General features: G+C 67.2%; 18 protein-coding genes. 12 read left to right on the forward strand and 6 right to left on the reverse strand.

What is annotated here, in order from left to right; all coding sequences use genetic code 11:
* Positions 1-23: 23 nt before the first annotated feature.
* From PGN27_RS21400 to secA, 3 genes are all read left to right on the forward strand, one after another.
* Positions 24-653, forward strand: coding sequence for a ComF family protein (locus PGN27_RS21400; RefSeq protein WP_335327911.1), 630 nt, complete (start codon positions 24-26; stop codon positions 651-653).
* 292 nt (positions 654-945) lie between these two features.
* Positions 946-1,623, forward strand: a complete 678-nt coding sequence (gene hpf, locus PGN27_RS21405; protein WP_335327912.1) for a ribosome hibernation-promoting factor, HPF/YfiA family — start codon at positions 946-948, stop codon at positions 1,621-1,623.
* Between the two features lie 183 nt (positions 1,624-1,806).
* Positions 1,807-4,599 (forward strand): preprotein translocase subunit SecA, encoded by a 2,793-nt coding sequence (secA, locus tag PGN27_RS21410; RefSeq protein ID WP_335327913.1) that lies wholly within the window; start codon positions 1,807-1,809, stop codon positions 4,597-4,599.
* A gap of 4 nt (positions 4,600-4,603) precedes the next feature.
* Here the strand turns inward: secA and PGN27_RS21415 are convergent, their stop codons facing one another.
* On the reverse strand, positions 4,604-5,065 hold the full coding sequence (locus tag PGN27_RS21415) for an Rv3235 family protein (RefSeq protein WP_335327914.1): 462 nt from the start codon (positions 5,063-5,065) through the stop codon (positions 4,604-4,606).
* A 219-nt stretch (positions 5,066-5,284) separates the two neighbouring features.
* Here PGN27_RS21415 and PGN27_RS21420 point away from each other — a divergent pair, with 219 nt between their 5' ends.
* From PGN27_RS21420 to PGN27_RS21440, 5 genes are all read left to right on the forward strand, one after another.
* The gene (locus PGN27_RS21420; protein WP_335328813.1) at positions 5,285-6,694 is read left to right on the forward strand and encodes a WS/DGAT/MGAT family O-acyltransferase; all 1,410 of its coding nucleotides are present in this window, start codon (positions 5,285-5,287) and stop codon (positions 6,692-6,694) included.
* A 44-nt stretch (positions 6,695-6,738) separates the two neighbouring features.
* Positions 6,739-8,505, forward strand: a complete 1,767-nt coding sequence (locus PGN27_RS21425; RefSeq protein ID WP_335327915.1) for a BCCT family transporter — start codon at positions 6,739-6,741, stop codon at positions 8,503-8,505.
* Between the two features lie 9 nt (positions 8,506-8,514).
* Entirely contained in the window at positions 8,515-9,015 is a 501-nt protein-coding gene (locus PGN27_RS21430; RefSeq protein WP_335327916.1) for a DUF6912 family protein, read from the forward strand.
* A 102-nt stretch (positions 9,016-9,117) separates the two neighbouring features.
* Positions 9,118-10,284: a ferredoxin reductase gene (locus PGN27_RS21435; RefSeq protein ID WP_335327917.1), complete on the forward strand. Its 1,167-nt coding sequence runs from the start codon at positions 9,118-9,120 to the stop codon at positions 10,282-10,284.
* Positions 10,285-10,371: 87 nt separating this feature from the next.
* Positions 10,372-11,625, forward strand: coding sequence for a fatty acid desaturase family protein (locus PGN27_RS21440; protein ID WP_335327918.1), 1,254 nt, complete (start codon positions 10,372-10,374; stop codon positions 11,623-11,625).
* An 83-nt stretch (positions 11,626-11,708) separates the two neighbouring features.
* Here PGN27_RS21440 and rsgA read toward each other — a convergent pair whose 3' ends face one another.
* Both rsgA and aroA read right to left on the reverse strand, forming a co-directional pair.
* Positions 11,709-12,695: a ribosome small subunit-dependent GTPase A gene (rsgA, locus tag PGN27_RS21445; RefSeq protein ID WP_335327919.1), complete on the reverse strand. Its 987-nt coding sequence runs from the start codon at positions 12,693-12,695 to the stop codon at positions 11,709-11,711.
* Positions 12,692-13,966, reverse strand: a complete 1,275-nt coding sequence (gene aroA / locus PGN27_RS21450) for a 3-phosphoshikimate 1-carboxyvinyltransferase (protein WP_335328814.1) — start codon at positions 13,964-13,966, stop codon at positions 12,692-12,694. Before aroA ends, rsgA begins: the two co-directional genes overlap by 4 nt.
* Positions 13,967-13,976: 10 nt before the next feature.
* Here aroA and PGN27_RS21455 point away from each other — a divergent pair, with 10 nt between their 5' ends.
* Positions 13,977-14,759, forward strand: coding sequence for an SOS response-associated peptidase (locus PGN27_RS21455; RefSeq protein WP_335327920.1), 783 nt, complete (start codon positions 13,977-13,979; stop codon positions 14,757-14,759).
* On the forward strand, positions 14,756-16,231 hold the full coding sequence (locus tag PGN27_RS21460; RefSeq protein WP_335327921.1) for a DUF7782 domain-containing protein: 1,476 nt from the start codon (positions 14,756-14,758) through the stop codon (positions 16,229-16,231). Before PGN27_RS21455 ends, PGN27_RS21460 begins: the two co-directional genes overlap by 4 nt.
* On the opposite strand, the gene PGN27_RS21465 is transcribed toward PGN27_RS21460, so the two are convergent.
* The 3 genes from PGN27_RS21465 to PGN27_RS21475 form a co-directional block, all read right to left on the reverse strand.
* Complete coding sequence (locus tag PGN27_RS21465) at positions 16,219-16,992, reverse strand: methyltransferase domain-containing protein (RefSeq protein WP_335327922.1); 774 nt, start codon at positions 16,990-16,992, stop codon at positions 16,219-16,221. The two genes, PGN27_RS21460 and PGN27_RS21465, sit on opposite strands and share 13 nt — an antisense overlap.
* 62 nt (positions 16,993-17,054) lie before the next feature.
* Positions 17,055-17,366, reverse strand: coding sequence for a GNAT family N-acetyltransferase (locus tag PGN27_RS21470; RefSeq protein WP_335327923.1), 312 nt, complete (start codon positions 17,364-17,366; stop codon positions 17,055-17,057).
* Positions 17,367-17,387: 21 nt separating this feature from the next.
* Positions 17,388-17,879, reverse strand: coding sequence for a YbaK/EbsC family protein (locus PGN27_RS21475; RefSeq protein WP_335327924.1), 492 nt, complete (start codon positions 17,877-17,879; stop codon positions 17,388-17,390).
* A gap of 277 nt (positions 17,880-18,156) precedes the next feature.
* On the opposite strand from PGN27_RS21475, the gene PGN27_RS21480 reads away from it, so the two are divergent.
* Together PGN27_RS21480 and rsrA are read left to right on the forward strand one after the other, a co-directional pair.
* Complete coding sequence (locus PGN27_RS21480; RefSeq protein WP_030134868.1) at positions 18,157-18,795, forward strand: sigma-70 family RNA polymerase sigma factor; 639 nt, start codon at positions 18,157-18,159, stop codon at positions 18,793-18,795.
* The gene (rsrA, locus tag PGN27_RS21485) at positions 18,792-19,094 is read left to right on the forward strand and encodes a mycothiol system anti-sigma-R factor (RefSeq protein WP_030134869.1); all 303 of its coding nucleotides are present in this window, start codon (positions 18,792-18,794) and stop codon (positions 19,092-19,094) included. The genes PGN27_RS21480 and rsrA overlap by 4 nt, the downstream gene beginning before the upstream one ends.
* The last annotated feature ends 15 nt before the right edge of the window (positions 19,095-19,109 follow it).

Below are 19,109 nucleotides of genomic sequence, written 5' to 3' on the forward strand. Positions count from 1 at the left end.
ACCCCGCGCGGACACTTACGCGTGTGCTGGATCTGATGCTGCCGCTGGAATGCGGGGGGTGCGGTGCGCCGTCGACGCGCTGGTGCGCGGCGTGTGCCGCCGAACTGTGTGCCCGGGCCGCCCAGCCGCAGGTGGTCACGCCGCGCCTCGATCCCGATGTGCCGGTGTTGGCCCTGGGCCGCTACGCCGGCGCGCGGCGCAACGCGATCATCGCGGTGAAGGAGCACGGCCGCGCCGACCTGGTGGCACCGCTGGCGCAGATCCTGCGCATCGGTCTGGACCGCCTATTGGCCTGGGGACTCATCGAAACGCCACTGACCATCGTGGCCGCACCCACCCGACGGTGGTCCGCGCGGCGGCGCGGCGGGGACCCGGTGACGCGGGTGGCCACGCGGGCAACCGCTGATCTCACCGGCGTCGGCGTGATCCGCGCGCTGCGGCTGACCGGCTTCGCCAGGGACTCCGTCGGGCTGTCCAGTTCCCAGCGTCAGCGCAACCTCGCGGGTCGGGTCCGGGTGACACGCCCGGTGCTCGGTGCGGTGATCCTCGTCGACGATGTCGTCACCACCGGCGCCACCGCCAGCGAATCGGTGCGGGCATTACGCGATGCCGGCGTTGCTGTGCAGGCAGTTCTGGCGTTGGCGAGCGCGTGATTCTCACGGGTCGTCGTTGCCCGTAGATGAAGAACTGAAAACAGGTCTGCGAAATAGGTGGCACAGTCAGGTGAACTCGGACTACGGTCGATCCCAACAACCCGTGAACACCTCACGGCGGCACCCGAAGACGGGCGCCCGTGCGGTATCGGGACTGCCCGACTGTGGTGGGAGGTGGTAACTCGACACCTGACGCCGGCGGGCGCGCGGCATGCTCGGTTCTCGTCGGCGTATCTATGACAATCCGGCACGCTTTCTGCGTGCGACTGCCGAGAGAAATGAGTTGTCAAGTATGTCAACGAATTCCGTGCAATCTGATCGCTCGACCATGGTCATGGACGACCGGGAAGACACCCCTGAAACGCCGGCGATGAACGCCGAAGTCGTGGTCAAGGGGCGAAATGTCGAAGTACCTGAGCACTTCCGCATCTACGTCGCGGAGAAGCTGGCTCGGCTCGAACGTTTCGACAAGACCATCTACCTCTTCGATGTCGAGCTCGATCACGAACGCAATCGCCGTCAACGCAAGAACTGCCAGCACGTCGAGATCACCGCGCGCGGGCGTGGACCCGTGGTGCGCGGCGAGGCATGTGCCGACAGCTTCTATGCCGCGCTGGAGTCGGCGGCCAACAAACTCGAGGCACGGCTGCGCCGGACGAAGGACCGCCGCAAGATCCACTACGGCGACAAGACGCCGGTGTCCCTGCACGAGGCCACGGCGATGCTGCCGCCCGAAGAGGCGCCCGCGGCCCCTGACCCGTTCTCCATCGATCCCGCCGACTTCCACGAGCCCGGCCGCATCGTGCGCACCAAGACCCACGAGTCCACCCCGATGAGCGTCGATGACGCGCTCTACGAGATGGAGCTCGTCGGACATGATTTCTTCCTCTTCCACGACAAGGAGTCGGACCGGCCGACGGTGGTCTACCGCAGGCACGCCTACGACTACGGCTTGATCCGGCTGGCTTGATCCAGCTGTCACACACGAGCCCCCGGCCGATCCGGCCGGGGGCTCCGTGCATGTTCGGAACGGACACCGGACGACACCCATTTCGGACACCGGGGACGCTTTCAAGGGGGCTGCCAGAACGGTCGCCTACGATGGAACGGGCCCATAGGCCGTCCAGATTCGTCAACCCACAGGGGAAATAGCGTGCTCGATAAGTTGCTCCGGCTCGGTGAAGGCCGCATGGTCAAACGCCTCAAGAAGGTGGCCGACTATGTGGACACCCTGTCCGAGGACGTCGAGAAGCTCTCCGACGCCGAACTGCGGGCCAAGACCGACGAGTTCCGCAAGCGCATCGACGGTGGTGAAGACGTCGACGACCTGCTGCCCGAGGCGTTCGCGGTGGCCCGCGAGGCGGCCTGGCGGGTGCTCGGCCAGAAACCGTTCATCGTCCAGCTGATGGGTGGTGCGGCGCTGCACTTCGGCAACGTCGCCGAGATGAAGACCGGTGAGGGCAAGACCTTGACCGGCGTGATGCCCGCCTACCTCAACGCGCTGACGGGCAAGGGCACCCATATCGTCACGGTCAACGACTACCTGGCCAAACGCGATAGCGAACAGATGGGCCGCATCCACCGGTTCCTCGGCCTGGAGGTCGGCGTCATCCTGTCCGGGCTGACCCCCGACCAGCGCCGGGCGGCCTACGCCGCCGATATCACCTACGGCACCAACAACGAGTTCGGCTTCGACTATCTGCGCGACAACATGGCCCACTCCGTGCAGGAGATGGTGCAACGCGGCCACCACTTCGCCATCGTCGACGAGGTCGACTCGATCCTGATCGACGAGGCCCGTACCCCGCTGATCATCTCGGGTCCGGCCGACGGCGCCTCCAACTGGTACGCCGAGTTCGCCCGGCTGGCCCCGCTGATGGAGAAGGACGTCCACTACGAGGTCGACCTGCGTAAGCGCACCATCGGTGTGCACGAGATAGGTGTCGAGTTCGTCGAGGACCAGCTGGGTATCGAGAACCTCTACGAGGCGGCCAACTCACCGCTGGTCAGCTATCTGAACAATGCCCTCAAGGCCAAGGAACTCTTCCTGCGCGACAAGGACTACATCGTCCGCGACGGCGAGGTCATCATCGTCGACGAGTTCACCGGCCGCGTGCTGGTGGGCCGCCGCTACAACGAGGGCATGCACCAGGCCATCGAGGCCAAGGAACGTGTCGAGATCAAGGCCGAGAACCAGACCCTGGCCACCATCACGCTGCAGAACTACTTCCGCCTCTACAAGAAGCTCTCCGGTATGACCGGTACCGCCCAGACCGAGGCCTCCGAGCTGCACGAGATCTACAAACTCGGTGTCGTCTCGATCCCGACCAACCGGCCGATGATCCGTGAAGACCAGTCCGACCTGATCTACAAGACCGAGGAAGCCAAGTACATCGCCGTCGTCGACGATGTCGTGGAGCGGTACGAGAAGGGGCAGCCCGTCCTGATCGGCACCACCTCCGTCGAGCGCTCGGAGTACCTGTCGCGGCAGTTCACCAAGCGCAAGGTGCCGCACAACGTCCTCAACGCCAAGTACCACGAGCAAGAGGCGAACATCATCGCCGAGGCCGGCCGCCGCGGCGCCATCACGGTGGCCACCAACATGGCGGGCCGCGGTACCGACATCGTGCTCGGCGGCAACGTCGAGTTCCTCGCCGACAAGCGGCTCAAGGAACAGGGCCTCGACCCGGTGGAGACGCCCGAGGAGTACGAGGCGGCCTGGGAATCCACCGTCAACGCCATCAAGGAAGAGGCCAAGGGCGAGGCCGACGAGGTGCGTGCCGCCGGCGGCCTGTACGTGCTGGGCACCGAGCGCCACGAATCGCGCCGCATCGACAACCAGCTGCGCGGTCGTTCCGGCCGCCAGGGCGACCCCGGCGAGTCGCGGTTCTACCTGTCGCTGGGTGACGAGTTGATGCGCCGCTTCAACGGGGCGACGCTGGAGACCCTGCTGACCCGGCTGAACCTGCCCGAGGATGTGCCGATCGAGGCCAAGATGGTGACCCGCGCGATCAAGAGCGCGCAGACCCAGGTCGAGCAGCAGAACTTCGAAGTCCGCAAGAACGTCCTCAAATACGACGAGGTGATGAACCGGCAGCGCACGGTCATCTACGACGAGCGCCGGATGATCCTTGAGGGCGAGAATCTGCAACAGCAGGCGCACGACATGATGGTCGACGTCATCACGGCCTATGTCGACGGTGCGACGGCCGAGGGCTACTCCGAGGATTGGGATCTTGAGAAGCTGTGGGAGGCGCTCAAGACGCTCTACCCGGTGAGCATCGACCACCGTGACCTCATCGACTCCGATGCCATCGGCGAACCGGGCGAGCTGACCCGCGAGGAACTGCTGGACGCGCTGATCAAGGATGCCGAACGGGCCTACGCCGAGCGGGAGGCCCAGATCGACGCCATTGGTGGCGAGGGCGCCATGCGGCAGCTGGAACGCAACGTCCTGCTCAATGTGATCGACCGCAAGTGGCGTGAGCATCTCTACGAGATGGATTACCTCAAGGAGGGCATCGGCCTGCGCGCGATGGCCCAGCGTGACCCGCTGGTCGAGTACCAGCGGGAGGGTTACGACATGTTCGTCGCCATGCTCGAGGGTCTCAAGGAGGAGTCGGTCGGCTTCCTGTTCAACGTGGCGGTCGAGGCGGCACCACAGACCGCGCCGGTGGTACAGCCGATGTCGACCGGCCTGGCCGAGTTCGCTGCGGCCGCACAGCAGGGGGCCGGCCAGCAGGGGCAGGTCGCCACCAAGGAACGTCCGGCGGGCGTGCAGGCCAAGGGAATCAACGACGGTTCGGCGCCGCCGCTGACCTACACCGGCCCGGCCGAGGACGGTTCGGCAGAGGTGAAGCGATCCGGCGGCGGTACCAACCGGCCTGCCGGCGGTGGCAGCCGCAAGGAGCGCCGCGAGGCATCGCGTCGCGGCAAGAAGCGCTAGATACTCACCCGATCTGCAACGCGACCAGCTGCCAGCGGCCTGCGACGATCTCGACCCGTGCCGCGATCACCCGCACCCGGGGACCCCTGGTGTAGGTCGCGAACACCTCGGCCGCCGTCACCGCGGTGGCTGTCCCGTTGACGATGCTGCGCAACCGGATTCGCCGCAGCATCGCGGTGGGCCCGGACTGCGGCGGGCGAGTCAGCGAGCCGACGGTGTCGATGAGCGCCGGGGTCAGCAGTCCGCGCAACTGGCTGGTCGGCCTCCGTCGATCGAGCACTTCCAGCACCCGGCGTAGCGCCGCGTCGGTGAAGACCGCGGCCGCGGTCGGAGCGGGTGGCTCCCCGGTGATCGCCGGTGGACTGAGTTGGCGCGGCGTCCGGCGCCGTGGCGTGCCGATCGTCGGTTGACGATGGTGCGGTCCGCCATGCGGTGGCGGCTCACAATCGATGATCGGCGTGGTCACCGACGGATGGTGGCGGTGCTGCGGGATGGATGTCACACATACTCCAGCGGGCAGGATCGGACACGGCAATTGCTGGAGGGGACAGGCATATTGATGATCGCACGCGGCGCGCACACCACCGCGCGGTAAATCCGTGGTGCTGCCGAACACCCGCGATGCGCGGATATGCGCTGTGCCGCTACGGTGGCGGTGATATCGAGCAAGGGGGTCCGCGTCGCGATGGTGACCAGGTTGTCGGCATCGGACGCGGCGTTCTTCGGTCTGGAGAACAGCTCCACCCCGATGTACGTCGGATCGCTGTCGATCGTGCGCAAGCCTCGCGGAGGACTCGGCTATGAGACGCTGCTGGCCACGGTCGAGCAGCGGTTGCCCCAGATCCCGCGCTACCGGCAAAAGGTGCGTGCGGTGCCGTTCGGACTGGCCCGGCCGGTCTGGATCGACGATGACGATTTCGACATCACCTACCACATCCGGCGCTCGGCACTACCCTCACCGGGCAGCGATGGTCAGTTACACGATCTGATCGCCAGGATCGGCTCCCGGCCCCTGGATGCGTCACGGCCGCTGTGGGAGATGTATCTGATCGAGGGGCTGGCCCGCAACCGGATCGCGATCTACACCAAATCGCACCAGGCGCTGGTCAATGGCATGTCGGCGCTGGAGATCGGGCATGTCATCGCCGATCGCACCCAGAAACCCCCGGAGTTCGGTGAGGACATCTGGATTCCGGCGCGGGAGCCCAGCGGAAGGCAACTGCTCGCCGGCGCGGTGGGGGAATGGATCACCAGGCCGACGGCCCAGGCCGCCGCGTTGCGGTCCTCGGTCCAGGAGACGATCACCAATGTCGGCGCCCTCGTCGATGTCGGTCGCCGGGTGGCCGAGGTGGCGCGCACCGTCGCACGCGGCACGGCGCCGAGCAGCCCGCTGAACACCACGGTCTCGCGCAACCGGCGCCTGGCGGTGGCCGCCCACGCGTTGGAGGATTATCGCGATCTGCGAGCCCGGTACGACTGCGATGTCAACGATGTGGTGTTGGCGGTGGTGGCCGGTGCGTTACGCAACTGGTTGCTCTCCCGCGGCGAGCCGGTGAATGCCACCTCCACGGTGCGGGCCATGGCGCCCAACTCGGTCTATCCCGACGGCGAGATCGACTCGGACGGCCCCGGTCAGGCGATCAGCGAGGTCTCGCCGTTCCTGGTCGATCTGCCGGTCGGCGAGGGCAACGCGGTGGTGCGGCTCTCCCAGATCGCGCATGCCACCGAGTCGTATTCCAGCGCCGCCAGCCTGGTCGACGCTCGCACCATCGTGACGCTGTCGGGGTTCGCCCCGCCGACGCTGCACGCGATGGGCATCCGGGTCGCCACCAGCTTCTCGGCTCGGCAGTTCAATTTGCTGATCACGAATGTGCCCGGCGCGCAGCGGCAGATGTACATCGCGGGCGCGAAATTGCTCGAGACGTATGCCGTCCCGCCGCTTCTCGCCAACCAAGTTCTTGCCATCGCTGTGACCTCGTACAACGGCATGCTCTACTTCGGGATCAACGCCGACCGGGACGCCATGAGCGATGTCGATGTGCTGCCGCTGCTGCTGCGCGAATCGCTCGACGAGCTCCTCGAGGCCGGTCGTTAGCGGAGTTGACGAAGTTGCCCCGCTAGGTATCTGATGGTTCAACCATGCCTGATACCGATAGCCACGATACGAAACTCGCCAAGTCCGATGTGATACCCCACCCGGTCCTCGACGTCCCGATCGACGAGGACGCCCTGACCAACAAGCGCAGCCTCGATTGGATCGTTTTCGGGGTCACCGCCGTCATCGCGGTTGCGTTCCTGGCATGGGGATTCATCGATACCGCTGGTTTGTCGGAGGCTTCCGGTGGTGCGCTGGGATGGGTTCTGCACAATGCCGGGTGGCTGTTCACCCTGACCGCCTCCGGCTTCGTCATCTTCGTGCTCTGGATCGCGGTCGGCCGGTTCGGCAACATCCCGCTGGGCCGCGACGACGAGGAGCCCGAGTTCCGCACGGTGTCCTGGGTGGCGATGATGTTCAGCGCCGGCATGGGTATCGGCCTGATGTTCTTCGGCGTCGCCGAACCGCTGTCGCACCTGGTGACCCCGCCGCCGGGAACAGGTCCCGAAGGCAATGCGGAGGCCGTCCAGCACGCGATGGCCACCACGCTGTTCCACTGGACCCTGCACCCCTGGGCCATCTACGCCGTCGTGGGTCTGGCGATCGCCTACGGGGTCTACCGCAAGGGCCGCTTCCAACTGATCAGCGCGGCGTTCGAACCGTTGATCGGGGACCGGGCCAACGGCGGACTGGGCAAGGTCATCGACATGCTCGCGATCTTCGCGACGCTGTTCGGATCGGCCGCCTCGCTCGGTCTGGGCGCGCTGCAGATTCGTAGCGGTCTGCAGATCGTGGCGGGTATCGGCGAGACCGGCAATGCCATCCTGATCGGCATCATCGCGATCCTGACCTGTGCGTTCGTGCTCTCGGCGGTGTCCGGTGTGGCGCGCGGCATCCAGTGGTTGTCCAACATCAACATGGTGCTGGCGCTGGTGCTCGCCCTGTTCGTGTTCATCGTCGGGCCGACGATCTTCATCCTGAATCTGATCCCCACCTCGATCGGCAGCTATTTCCAGGATCTGGCGATGATGGCCGCACGGACCGGAGCCGAGGGCGCCGAGACCGACGCCTGGCTCGGTTCGTGGACGATCTTCTACTGGGCGTGGTGGATCTCCTGGACCCCGTTCGTCGGGATGTTCATCGCGCGGATCTCACGGGGCCGCACCATCCGGCAGTTCGTCACCGGTGTCCTGCTCGTCCCCAGCCTGGTGTCGCTGGTGTGGTTCTGCATCTTCGGTGGCGCCGCGATCGACGCCCAGCGCGCAGGTAACGACCTTGCCGGGGAGGGCAGCCAGGAGGCGCAGTTGTTCGGGCTGCTCAGCGATTACCCGTTCGCCGGGATCGCCGGCGTGGTGGTCATGGTGCTGGTGGCGATCTTCTTCGTCTCCGGTGCCGATGCCGCGTCCATCGTGATGGGATCGCTGTCCGAACGCGGCACCATCGAGCCGAGCCGTAAGACAGTGATCTTCTGGGGTGTCGCGACCGGCGCGGTCGCGGCGGTGATGCTGTTGGCCGGTGGGTCGGACGCGCTCAACGGGCTGCAGTCGATCACCATCGTCGCGGCGTTGCCGTTCGTGGTGGTGATGATCGGGCTGGCTGCCGCTTTGGTGAAGGATCTGCGCCAGGATCCTCTGATGGTGCGCCGCCAGTACGCGGTCGAAGCGGTGCACTCCGCGGTGATCGCCGGGGTGACCCAGCACGGTGACGATTTCGTCCTCGCCGTCCAGAAGGATCCCGATGCCGGGGAGGAACCGGCCGAGTCGGAGAAGCAGGCCGAGACGGCGGCGTCGGACGGTGACGCCGAGCGTTAGTCTCGGCGGGTGCGTGTCTACATTCCGGCGACCCTGCCGATGCTGACCCAACTGGTCGCCGACCGGCTGATCCATGCCCGTAGCGGCACCGCGTTCGCGGTCACGCCGACGCTGCGCGAGGCCTATTCCGAGGGTGACGACGAGGAGTTGGCCGAGGTTGCCCTCGCCGATGCCGCCTTGGCGTCGCTTCGGTTGCTGGCCGGTGAGCAGGGCGAGCCCGCCGCGTCGCCGCGTCGGGCGGTACTGGTCGCCGATGTGGAGGGTGTGACGGTCCGGCCCGATCTCGACGATGCCGTGGTCAGACTGGCCGGTCCGGTCGCGATCGACGACATCGTCGCAGCGTATGTGGACAACTCCGGGGCCGAGCCCGCGGTGCTCAGGGCCATCGAGGTGATCGACGAGGCCGATCTCGGCGACGAGGATGCGGAGTTGGCCGTCGGCGATGCCCAGGATCACGACCTCGCCTGGTACGCGCCGCAGGAGTTGCCATTCCTGCTCGAGCTGTTGTGACGTAGATCGCTCCGGCAGACGGTTTTCTGGTCTGCAAAGTTCTGTACGGGCGCGTAACTTACGGTACCGTAGGTTAGCCGCGCACGTGAGGAGCTACAGGCAGTGGCCAAGAACGAAATCAAGGTCTCGGCCAAAGTGGCCGACACCGTCCGCCCGACGATCGCCGGCGCGGACCGGCATCGTGGCTGGCATGCCCTGCGGACCATCGCAGGCCGCATCACCACGCCGCTGTTGCCCGATGACTACCTGAAGCTGGCCAACCCGCTGTGGTCGGCCCGCGAGCTCCGCGGCCGGGTTGTCGAGGTGCGCCGCGAGACGGTGGATTCGGCGACGCTGGTCATCAAGCCCGGTTGGGGTTTCTCCTTCGACTACGCGCCGGGGCAGTACATCGGCATCGGCCTGCTGGTCGACGGTCGCTGGCGGTGGCGGTCCTATTCGTTGACCTCGGCTCCCGTGCGCGGCGACCGGCAGGCGGGCGTCGGCTCGCGCGGTCCGCGCACCATCACCATCACGGTCAAGGCGATGCCCGAGGGCTTCCTGTCGACGCACCTGGTCGGCGGCGTCGCGCCGGGCACCATCGTGCGGCTGGCCGCCCCGCAGGGCAATTTCGTCATGCCGGATCCGGCCCCGGCCAAGGTGCTGTTCCTGACGGCGGGGTCGGGTATCACCCCGGTCATGTCGATGCTGCGCACACTGGTCCGCCACGATCAGATCACCGACATCGTGCACGTGCACTCGGCTCCCACCGAGGCCGATGTCATGTTCGCCGGTGAGCTCAAGGAGCTCCACGATGCCCATCCGGGTTACCGGATGCAGTTGCGCGCCACCCGGACCCAGGGCCGGCTCGACCTGTCCCGCCTCGACGAGGTGGTGCCGGATTGGCGCGACCGGCAGGCGTGGGCGTGCGGGCCGGAGGCCATGCTCGATGATGCCGAGCGGGTGTGGACCGAGGCCGGTATCGCCGGTGACCTGCACCTGGAGCGGTTCGCCGTGTCGCGTGCGGCGCCGCACGGCACCGGTGGAACGGTCACCTTCGAGCGCAGTGGGAAGACGGTGGCCGCGGATGCCGCGACCTCGCTGATGGAGGCCGGCGAAGGCGCGGGCATCCAGATGCCGTTCGGATGTCGGATGGGTATCTGTCAGTCCTGTGTCGTCGGGCTGGTCGAAGGGCATGTCCGAGATCTGCGCACCGGCGTCGAGCACGAGCCGGGCTCGCGGGTGCAGACCTGCGTCTCCGCGGCATCGGGCGACTGCACGTTGGATGCATAGCTTTTTGGCCGCATAGCTTTTACTGACTAGTAACCTACGGTGCCGTAGGTTACGCTACCGTAGTAACCGGAAGGAGGGCCGAACAATATGGCAGTAACCGACGTGCCGGAATTCGCACATCTCACCGAGGCGGATATCGAAGCGCTGGGTGCAGAACTGGACGCGATCCGTCAGGACATCGAAGACTCGCGTGGCGCCGACGACGCCCGCTACATCCGCCGGACCATCGCCTTCCAGCGGGGCCTGGATCTCACCGGCCGACTGCTGTTGGCGGCCAGCTCCAAGCGATTCTTCTGGTGGGCGGGGGCATCCACCCTTGGCGTGGCCAAGATCATCGAGAACATGGAGATCGGCCACAACGTCATGCACGGCCAGTGGGACTGGATGAACGATCCCGAGATTCACTCTTCCTCGTGGGAGTGGGACATGGGTGGGGCGTCCAAGCACTGGCGATTCACCCACAACTTCATGCATCACAAGTACACCAACATCCTGGGTATGGACGACGATGTGGGCTACGGCCTCATCCGCGTCACCAGGGATGCCAGGTGGAAGCCGATGAACGTCTTCAACCTGCTGTTCAACACGGCGTTGATGTCGTTGTTCGAATGGGGAGTCGGCCTGCAGCACTTGGAGATCGGCAAGATCTTCAAGGGGCGCGACGACCGCGCGGCAACCGTGGTCCGGATGAAGGAATTCGGCGTCAAGGCCGGTCATCAGATCGCCAAGGACTACGTGCTGTGGCCGGCGCTGACCTCGTTGTCACCCGGTGCGACCTACAAGTCGACGATGCGAGCCAACTTCGTGGCCAACATCATCCGCAACGTGTGGGCCAACGCGGTCATCTTCTGCGGGCATTTCCCCGACGGCGCGGAGAAGTTCACCAAGACCGATATGGTGGGCGAGACCCGTGGCCAGTGGTACCTGCGGCAGATGTTGGGCAGCGCCAACTTCGACAACGGCCCGGTGTTGCGCTTCATGAGCGGCAACCTGTGCCACCAGATCGAACATCACCTGTTCCCCGATCTGCCGAGTAACCGCTACTACGACATCTCGATCAAGGTGCGGGCGTTGTGCGAGAAGTACGACCTGCCCTACACCACCGGGCCGTTCCTGGTGCAGTACGGCAAGGCCTGGCGCACCATCGCCAAGCTGTCGCTGCCGGACAAGTACCTCAAGGACACCCGGGACAACGCGCCGGAGACCCGCAGCGAGCGGATGTTCGAGGAACTCGAAGGCTTCGGTGGCGTCGATCCGGCCACCGGCAAGCGTCGTGGTCTGAAGTCGGCGATCGCCGCGGTCCGCGGCGGTGGGTGGCGTAAGCACAAAGCCGCCGCCTGAGGCTCAGGTACACAACCGCGAGCGTGCGTGTCTGCACCCAGACACGCCGCTCGCGGTTCTGCATTCACACGCGCTCGCGGTAGTCAGTAACCCGCTTCGCTCAGGGTGACCAGCAGCCGTCGCGCCGCGGCCACCCGCGCCGCCGCCGGACCGGTCAGCGCGTCCAGTGCACACTCGGGGTCGGCCGGCGGCCCGAGGTGGCCGCAGCCGCGGGGGCAATCGTCCACGGCGGCAGCCAGATCCGAGAAAGCCTGGACGACGTCGTCGGCTTGGACATGGGCCAGCCCGAACGACCGGATGCCCGGTGTATCGATCACCCATCCCGATTCCCGCAGGGGCAGGGCAACCGACTGGGTGGATGTGTGTCGGCCCTTGCCGACTCCGGTCACCGACCCGGTTGCCCGTTCCGCCTCCGGCACAAGACGATTCACCAGTGTCGACTTGCCGACCCCGGAATGCCCGAGCAGCACCGTCACCTTGCCCGCCAGCAGTGGCGCCACCACGTCCAGCGGATCATCCCGACCCGCCGTCACCACCTGCAGATCCAGATCGGCGAATTGCGCGGCGAACGGTTCGGCATCGGCAAGGTCGGATTTGGTCAGGCAGAGGATCGGTGACAGTCCGCCGGTGTACGCCGCGATCAGGGCGCGTTCGACGAACCCGGTGCGCGGCGGCGGATCGGCCAGCGCCACCACGATCAACAGCTGATCGGCGTTGGCCACCACCACCCGCTCGGTCGGGTCGGTGTCATCGGCCGTGCGCCGCAACACCGTTCGCCGTTCGGCGCGACGGATGATGCGGGCCAGTGTGTCCGGCCGCCCGGACACGTCACCGACGATGCCGACCTCGTCGCCGACGACGATCGGGGTCCGGCCGAGTTCGCGGGCCCGCATCGCGGTGACGTTGCGGTGCGGGTCCCCGCCGAGCGCGCAACCCCACCGCCCGCGGTCGACGGTGACGACCATGGCGTCCTCGGCATCGGCGTGTTCGGGACGGGTCTTGGTGCGCGGACGCGAACCCTTGCCCGGGCGGACCCGGACATCGGACTCGTCGTACTCGCGTGATTTCACATCTGACCCAACATCGCCGCCCACATCCCCGGGAAGTCGGGCAGGGTCTTGGCCGTGGTGGCGATGTCCTCGACCTCGACCCCCGGCACCCGCAACCCGATGATCGCGCCCGCGGTGGCCATCCGGTGATCGGCATAGGACCGCCACACCCCGCCGTGCAGCGGCGTCGCGGTGATCTGCAGGCCGTCCTCGGTCTCGGTGCAGTCGCCGCCCAGGTTGGTGATCTCGGTGCGCAGTGCCGCCAGCCGGTCGGTCTCGTGCCCGCGCAGATGCGCAATGCCGCGCAGTGTGGACACCGATCCGGGCGTGGCCAGGGTCGCCAGCGCGGCCACCGAGGGGGCCAGTTCGCCGATATCGTGCAGGTCGATGTCGATACCGGCGAATTGCGCGGCGCCGCGCGCTTCCAGATAGGAATCATGCTGTACGGCAGTCACATTCACCCGCAACAGCAGGTCGAGGATATCGCCGGCCGGCTGGATGCTCGCCGCAGGCCAGCGGTTGATCCGCACGGTGCCCGCGGTGACGGCCGCGGCGGCCAGGAACGGCACGGAGTTCGACAGGTCGGGCTCGATCACCCAGTCCCTGGCCGCCACCGTGCCCGGTTCGACGCGCCACCGATTGGCGACGCTGTCGTCGACGCTCACCCCGGCGCTGCGCAGCATCGATACCGTCATCGAGATGTGCGGGGCCGAGGGCACCGAGTCGCCGGTGTGCACCACGGTCAGTCCGTCGGTGAAACCCGCGCCGGACAACAGCAGACCCGAGACGAACTGGGAGGACGCCGACGCGTCGATGCGGACCTCGCCACCGGACACCGCGCCGTGCCCGCGCACGCGGAATGGCAATCCCTCGCCCTCGATGTCGACACCGAGACTGCGCAGCGCATCCAGCAGCGGCGCGATCGGGCGCGCCCTGGCCTGTTCGTCACCGTCGAAGATGACGGTCTCACCGCCCTGGGCGGCGACCGCCGGTAGGAAACGCAGGACCGTGCCTGCCAGCCCGCAATCGATGCGGGTGTCCGCGGCCGGCGCCACGACGCCCTCGACGGTCAGTTCGGTGCCCGCGCCGCCGACCCGTACGCCCAGGGCGCGCAGGGCGTCGATCATCAGGTCGGTATCGCGGCTGCGCAGCGCGCCGTCGATGGTCGACGCTCCTGCCAGCGCGGCCAGCACCAACGCGCGGTTGGTCAAGGATTTGGACCCCGGCACCTCGACGGTGGCGTTCACGGGGGTGGTGGTCGTCGGTGCCGGCCAGTTGCTCACGGCCTCTATCCTGCCTGGTATGTGTGGGCGATTTGCGGTGACCACCGACCCGGCGTTGTTGGCCGAGAAAATCAAGGCCTTGGACGAAACGACCGCGACGTCCGAAGGCCAGGGCGGACCGAACTACAACGTGGCTCCCACCACGACCATAAGCTCCGTGGTTAAACGCCACGATCACGCGTCGTCGACCCAGGGCGAACCCGACGAGTCGAGCAGGCGGATCCGCTCGATGCGCTGGGGCCTGATCCCGCCCTGGTCGAAGACCGGTGAAGACGGTGGCCCCGACCTGAAGAAGGGACCGCTGCTGATCAACGCCCGCGCCGAGACGGTGACCACCTCTCCGGCGTTCCGGGGCTCGGCCAAGTCCAAGCGCTGTCTGATCCCGATGGACGGCTGGTATGAGTGGAAGCCGGGCACCGTCGAGGGTGCCAAGAAGCCTGCCAAGACCCCGTACTACATGTACGCCGCCGACGGTGAGCCGCTCTTCATGGCCGGCTTGTGGTCCACCTGGCGGCCCAAGGACGCCGACCGGGACAGCCCACCGCTGCTCAGCTGCACCATCATCACGACCGAATCGGCGGCCCAGCTGGCCGATATCCACGACCGCATGCCGCTGACCATCAGTGCCGCCGACTGGGACCGCTGGCTGGACCCCGACGCACCGATCGACGAGGGTCTGCTGCGCGGGCACGGCGACCTGGACCGCATCGAGATCCGCGAGGTATCGCGACTGGTCAACAGCGTGCGCAACAACGGTCCCGAGCTCATCGAGCCCGCCAAGCACGATGAGGGCCTGTTTTGACGCTCACACCGCCGCTCCTCGACGCTCTCGGCGCCGATCTGCGGTCCGCCGGGTTCACCGTCGATGGTGTCGCCGCACTGCTGGGACCCGAGGCCAACGATGCGCTGGGCCGCGGCATCTGGTGGCCGGCGCTGCGCGCCACCGGCGAGGACCGGTTGTCGGTGTTGATCCGCTTGTTCCTGCTCGGTGCGTCCGAACCCCGCGATCGATTACAGCGGGCGTTTCCGTCGGTGCCGCTGGACGCGTTGGTCGAGGCCGGGGTGCTGGAGCCGGAGGGTCCCGGGGGTTGGCGTGCGGCGCTGGACATCCGTCCGCACAGTGACGGCGATCGCGATCACCTGGTGGTTTCGGATCAGGACGCCGCCCTGCGTGCCGGAGGCTTGCGTCGTGATCACGTGCTCGGCATCGGCGGGGCGTCGATGTCGTTGGCCCGTGCGACCATTCGCACCCCGGTACGCCGCGCGCTGGATCTGGGCACCGGGTGCGGCATCCAGGCACTGCACCTGAACGCGCACTGCGCCGATATCGTCGCCACCGACACCAACGAGCGGGCGCTGATGTTGGCGGCGGCCACCGCGCGACTCAACGGCATGAACTGGGATATGCGCCTGGGCGACCTGTTCGAGCCGGTGGCCGGTGAACGGTTCGACCTCATCGTGTCCAATCCGCCGTTCGTCATCGGGTCGGGCGCCAGTGATTACACCTACCGCGATTCCGGGATGGCCGGAGACCAGCTGTGCCGCAACCTGATCGAACAGTTGCCCGACCACCTCGAACCCGGCGGCACGGCCCAGATTATGGCCAACTGGATCGTCGGTGAACAGGACTGGCGCGAGCGGGTGGCAGGCTGGCTGGCCGGCACCGGGCTACACGCCTGGGTGGTGCAGCGGGAGCTGGCCGACCCGGTCAGCTATGTCTCGCTGTGGTTGGCCGACGCCGGCGAGCCGCCCGAGGTTGCCGCGGTCCGTGGCGGCCAGTGGTTGGACTGGTTCGCCCAGGAGGGTGTCCGGGCCATCGGCATGGGGCTGATCACGGTGCGCCGCCCGGCCGGCGGTGAGCAGCCCGAACAGATCCTCGAGGAGATCACCGGCGCCGATGAGGCCCCGACCGGTCCCGAGGTGGCGGCCTTCCTCGCCCGCCGGGCCTATCTGCGCGATACCGGCGACGACGCCCTGCTCGCCGCCAAGCTGTCGACCGCACCGGTGCTGCTGGAACAGCATTCGCTGCCGGGGCCCGAAGGTTGGCAGCAGATCGGCGCCGCGGTACGCCGGCCGGGCGGACCGGGTGCGGTGATCGGCGTCGACGATGTGCTCACCGCGCTGCTGGCCGGGTGTCGCGGCGAGGTGCCGCTCGGCACGCTCATCGAACTGCTGGCCGCGCACCACGGGGTGGCCGCCGATGCGCTGGCCGATGCCGCGCTGCCGGAGATCCGGGAGGCGATCGGACGCGGGATCCTGTATCAGGCGGAGTGACGGACCGCGGCGATCACCGCGTAGGACGCCTCGAAACCGACTGTCCCGTCTTCGGCGGTGCGGGCCTGCAGTGCCGCCCGGAACGCCGCGACGAGTCGGTCCCTCGTCGGTTGGTCGAGGCGGGACAGGATGTCGACGTGCATGGGGGACTCGTCGGTGACGAACTGCACGGCGTGCGCTGCCGAGTCGAACGTCCACGGATGCGCACCGCGTTCGATGGTGACACCGGTGAAATCGGTGGACAGGCGTGCGGTGGCCACCTCGGGATCGCCCCACTGATCCGGGCTGTGGGCGCCGGCCGGGCGGGGGCCGAGAACCTCGACGATCGGGTCGTAGAACGGGTTCTCGGCATCGCGCACCCAGGTGGAGAAGACGAACACCCCGCCCGGTCGCAGCAGCCGGGCCACTTCGGTCATCATGGCCACCGGCTCGACGAAGATGGTGCCCATGTTCGACACCGCGATGTCGAACGACGCGTCGGGCAGGCCGGTGGCGGCGGCATCGGCGGCCACCCATCGCACCGCGTCGCCACCCGGTTTACCCGCGGCGATGGCCAGCAGTTCCGGGGTCAGGTCCACGCCCGTCACGGCCGCGCCCGCTGCCGCCGCGGACAGTGCGGCGCTGCCGGTACCGCAGGCCAGGTCGACGACGTCCGCATCGGGTAGCGGGTGCAACCGGCCCGCGGTGTCCACGACGCGGGTGGCGATGGCAGAAATCTGTTGTGCGACGGCCTCATACCGTCCTGCTGACCAGAGGGACACGTCGTCACCCTAGCCGTCGCGGGCGGCGACGGGGTGGCCACGATCTCCGGCCACTTATCCGGTCAGTCGAGCAGTGCGAGGATCTCCGGGGTCACCTCGTCGACGGAGCCGGCGAAATCGTCGTGGGTGTCCAGGAATTTCGCCACGAAAGAGCAGACCGGCACGATGCGCATGCCCGCGGCGACGGTGTCGGTCAGCGCACCGCGAATCAGCTTGCTGCCCAAACCTTTTCCGCCGTACTGCTCGAAGATCTCGGTGTGATGGAAGATCCGCTGCCTGCCATGATCGCGGTACTCGGCGAAACCGGCCAGATCCTGCCCGTGGCGGATCTCGAAGCGATTGTGCTCGGTCGCGTTGGTGATGGTGTCGGTCATGACTCCATCATGGCCCCAGGATCACGGCGCCAGGATGTCGGCGGTGACCGCACCGGTGAGCCGCACCAGATCGGCTGGATCGAGCGCGACATCCCATCCGCGTTTACCCGCACTGCACAGCACCCGATCCCACTGCAGCGCCGAGCAGTCCACCACGGTCGGCAGTGCCTTGCGCTGCCCCAACGGTGAGATCCCACCAAGGACGTACCCGGTGGACCGCTCGGCGGCGGCCTTCTCGGCCATCGCGGCCTTCGGTGTACCCAGTGCGGCCGCGGCCGCCTTGAGTGACAGTTTGGCGGGAACCGGCAGCACGGCGACCGCCAGACCGCCGGGCACCGCGAGCACCAGTGTCTTGAAGATTTGTTCCGGGGCCAGCCCGTGCGCGGCGGCCAGCGCGGCGACCGCCTCGTCACCGAAGGACTCGGCGCGCGGATCGTGCTGGTATCGCAGGATCTCGTGAGCGACGCCGTCCTCGACCAGGACCCCGATGGCGGGGGTAGCTGCGCGTGCCACCCGACCGACCCTAGCCGTTGTGACCAGCCGTCGTGACCAGCCGTCGTGACCGGCCGTCGTGACCTGGCTGTCATCACACCTGGCCGGGCCTGCCGGGAATGAGCGGGCCGCGACCTCGTGTTGTTGGAGTTGATGCGGCCCGAGCCAGGTTGTGTCGGTCATTGCCTTTAGGATCGTCAGATAGGGGATTTTGGTGCCAACGGCCTGCCTTGAACGTCCGGTGGTCGCACTGGAGTGGTTCGGTGGCGCCGCGACAGAAGGGACGGTGTCTCCCGCAATGACCGATATCGACGATATGGCCGCCGCGCCGGCCGAAGAAACCGACGCCGAACTCACCGCACGCTTCGAACGCGATGCCATCCCGCTGCTCGACCAGCTCTACGGCGGCGCACTGCGGATGACGCGCAATCCGGCCGATGCCGAGGACCTACTGCAGGAGACGATGGTCAAGGCCTACGCCGGCTTCCGCTCCTTCCGCGCGGGCACCAACCTCAAGGCGTGGCTGTACCGCATCCTGACCAACACCTACATCAACAGCTACCGCAAGAAGCAGCGGCAGCCCGCGGAGTACCCGACCGACGAGATCACCGACTGGCAGTTGGCCTCCAACGCCGAGCACTCATCGACGGGTCTGCGTTCGGCTGAGGTCGAAGCGCTCGAAGCGCTCCCGGACACCGAGATCAAGGCCGCCCTGCAGGCACTGCCCGAGGAATTCCGGATGGCCGTGTACTACGCCGATGTCGAGGGTTTCCCGTACAAGGAGATCGCGGAGATCATGGACACGCCGATCGGCACGGTGATGTCGCGACTGCACCGCGGCAGGAAACAATTACGCGAGCTGCTGTCCGACGTGGCCCGCGACCGTGGCTTCCTACGAGGTCAGCAACAGGACGAGCCGGAGGAGGTCTCTTCATGAGCGACACCCATGACGAGGAACGCTGGGTTCCACCGATCGGCCCGGTCGATCCCGACCACCCCGAGTGTGCCGCGGTCATCGCCGAGGTATGGACCCTGCTCGACGGCGAGTGCACCGTCGAGACCCGCGACAAGCTCCGCCAGCATCTGGAGGAATGCCCGACCTGCCTGCGTCAGTACGGCATCGAGGAGCGGGTGAAAACCCTGATCGCCACCAAATGCAGTGGTGAGAAGGCCCCGGAGAGTCTGCGTGCCAGGCTTCGCCTGGAGATCAGCCGCACCACCATCGTGCGTGGCTGACTGCCCGACAGGCCG

Origin of the sequence: Mycolicibacterium neoaurum, from assembly GCF_036946495.1 — a bacterium.
GTDB classification, from domain to species: domain Bacteria; phylum Actinomycetota; class Actinomycetes; order Mycobacteriales; family Mycobacteriaceae; genus Mycobacterium; species Mycobacterium neoaurum_B.

What these genes read in the sequence shown, in the direction of transcription:
- PGN27_RS21480 (WP_030134868.1), top strand. Translation starts at nt 18,157, where the DNA reads ATGACCGATATCGACGATATGGCCGCCGCGCCGGCCGAAGAAACCGAC.
- PGN27_RS21440 (WP_335327918.1), top strand. Translation starts at nt 10,372, where the DNA reads ATGGCAGTAACCGACGTGCCGGAATTCGCACATCTCACCGAGGCGGAT.
- PGN27_RS21420 (WP_335328813.1), top strand. Translation starts at nt 5,285, where the DNA reads ATGGTGACCAGGTTGTCGGCATCGGACGCGGCGTTCTTCGGTCTGGAG.
- hpf (WP_335327912.1), top strand. Translation starts at nt 946, where the DNA reads ATGTCAACGAATTCCGTGCAATCTGATCGCTCGACCATGGTCATGGAC.
- PGN27_RS21470 (WP_335327923.1), bottom strand. Translation starts at nt 17,366, where the DNA reads ATGACCGACACCATCACCAACGCGACCGAGCACAATCGCTTCGAGATC.
- PGN27_RS21455 (WP_335327920.1), top strand. Translation starts at nt 13,977, where the DNA reads ATGTGTGGGCGATTTGCGGTGACCACCGACCCGGCGTTGTTGGCCGAG.
- PGN27_RS21425 (WP_335327915.1), top strand. Translation starts at nt 6,739, where the DNA reads ATGCCTGATACCGATAGCCACGATACGAAACTCGCCAAGTCCGATGTG.
- rsrA (WP_030134869.1), top strand. Translation starts at nt 18,792, where the DNA reads ATGAGCGACACCCATGACGAGGAACGCTGGGTTCCACCGATCGGCCCG.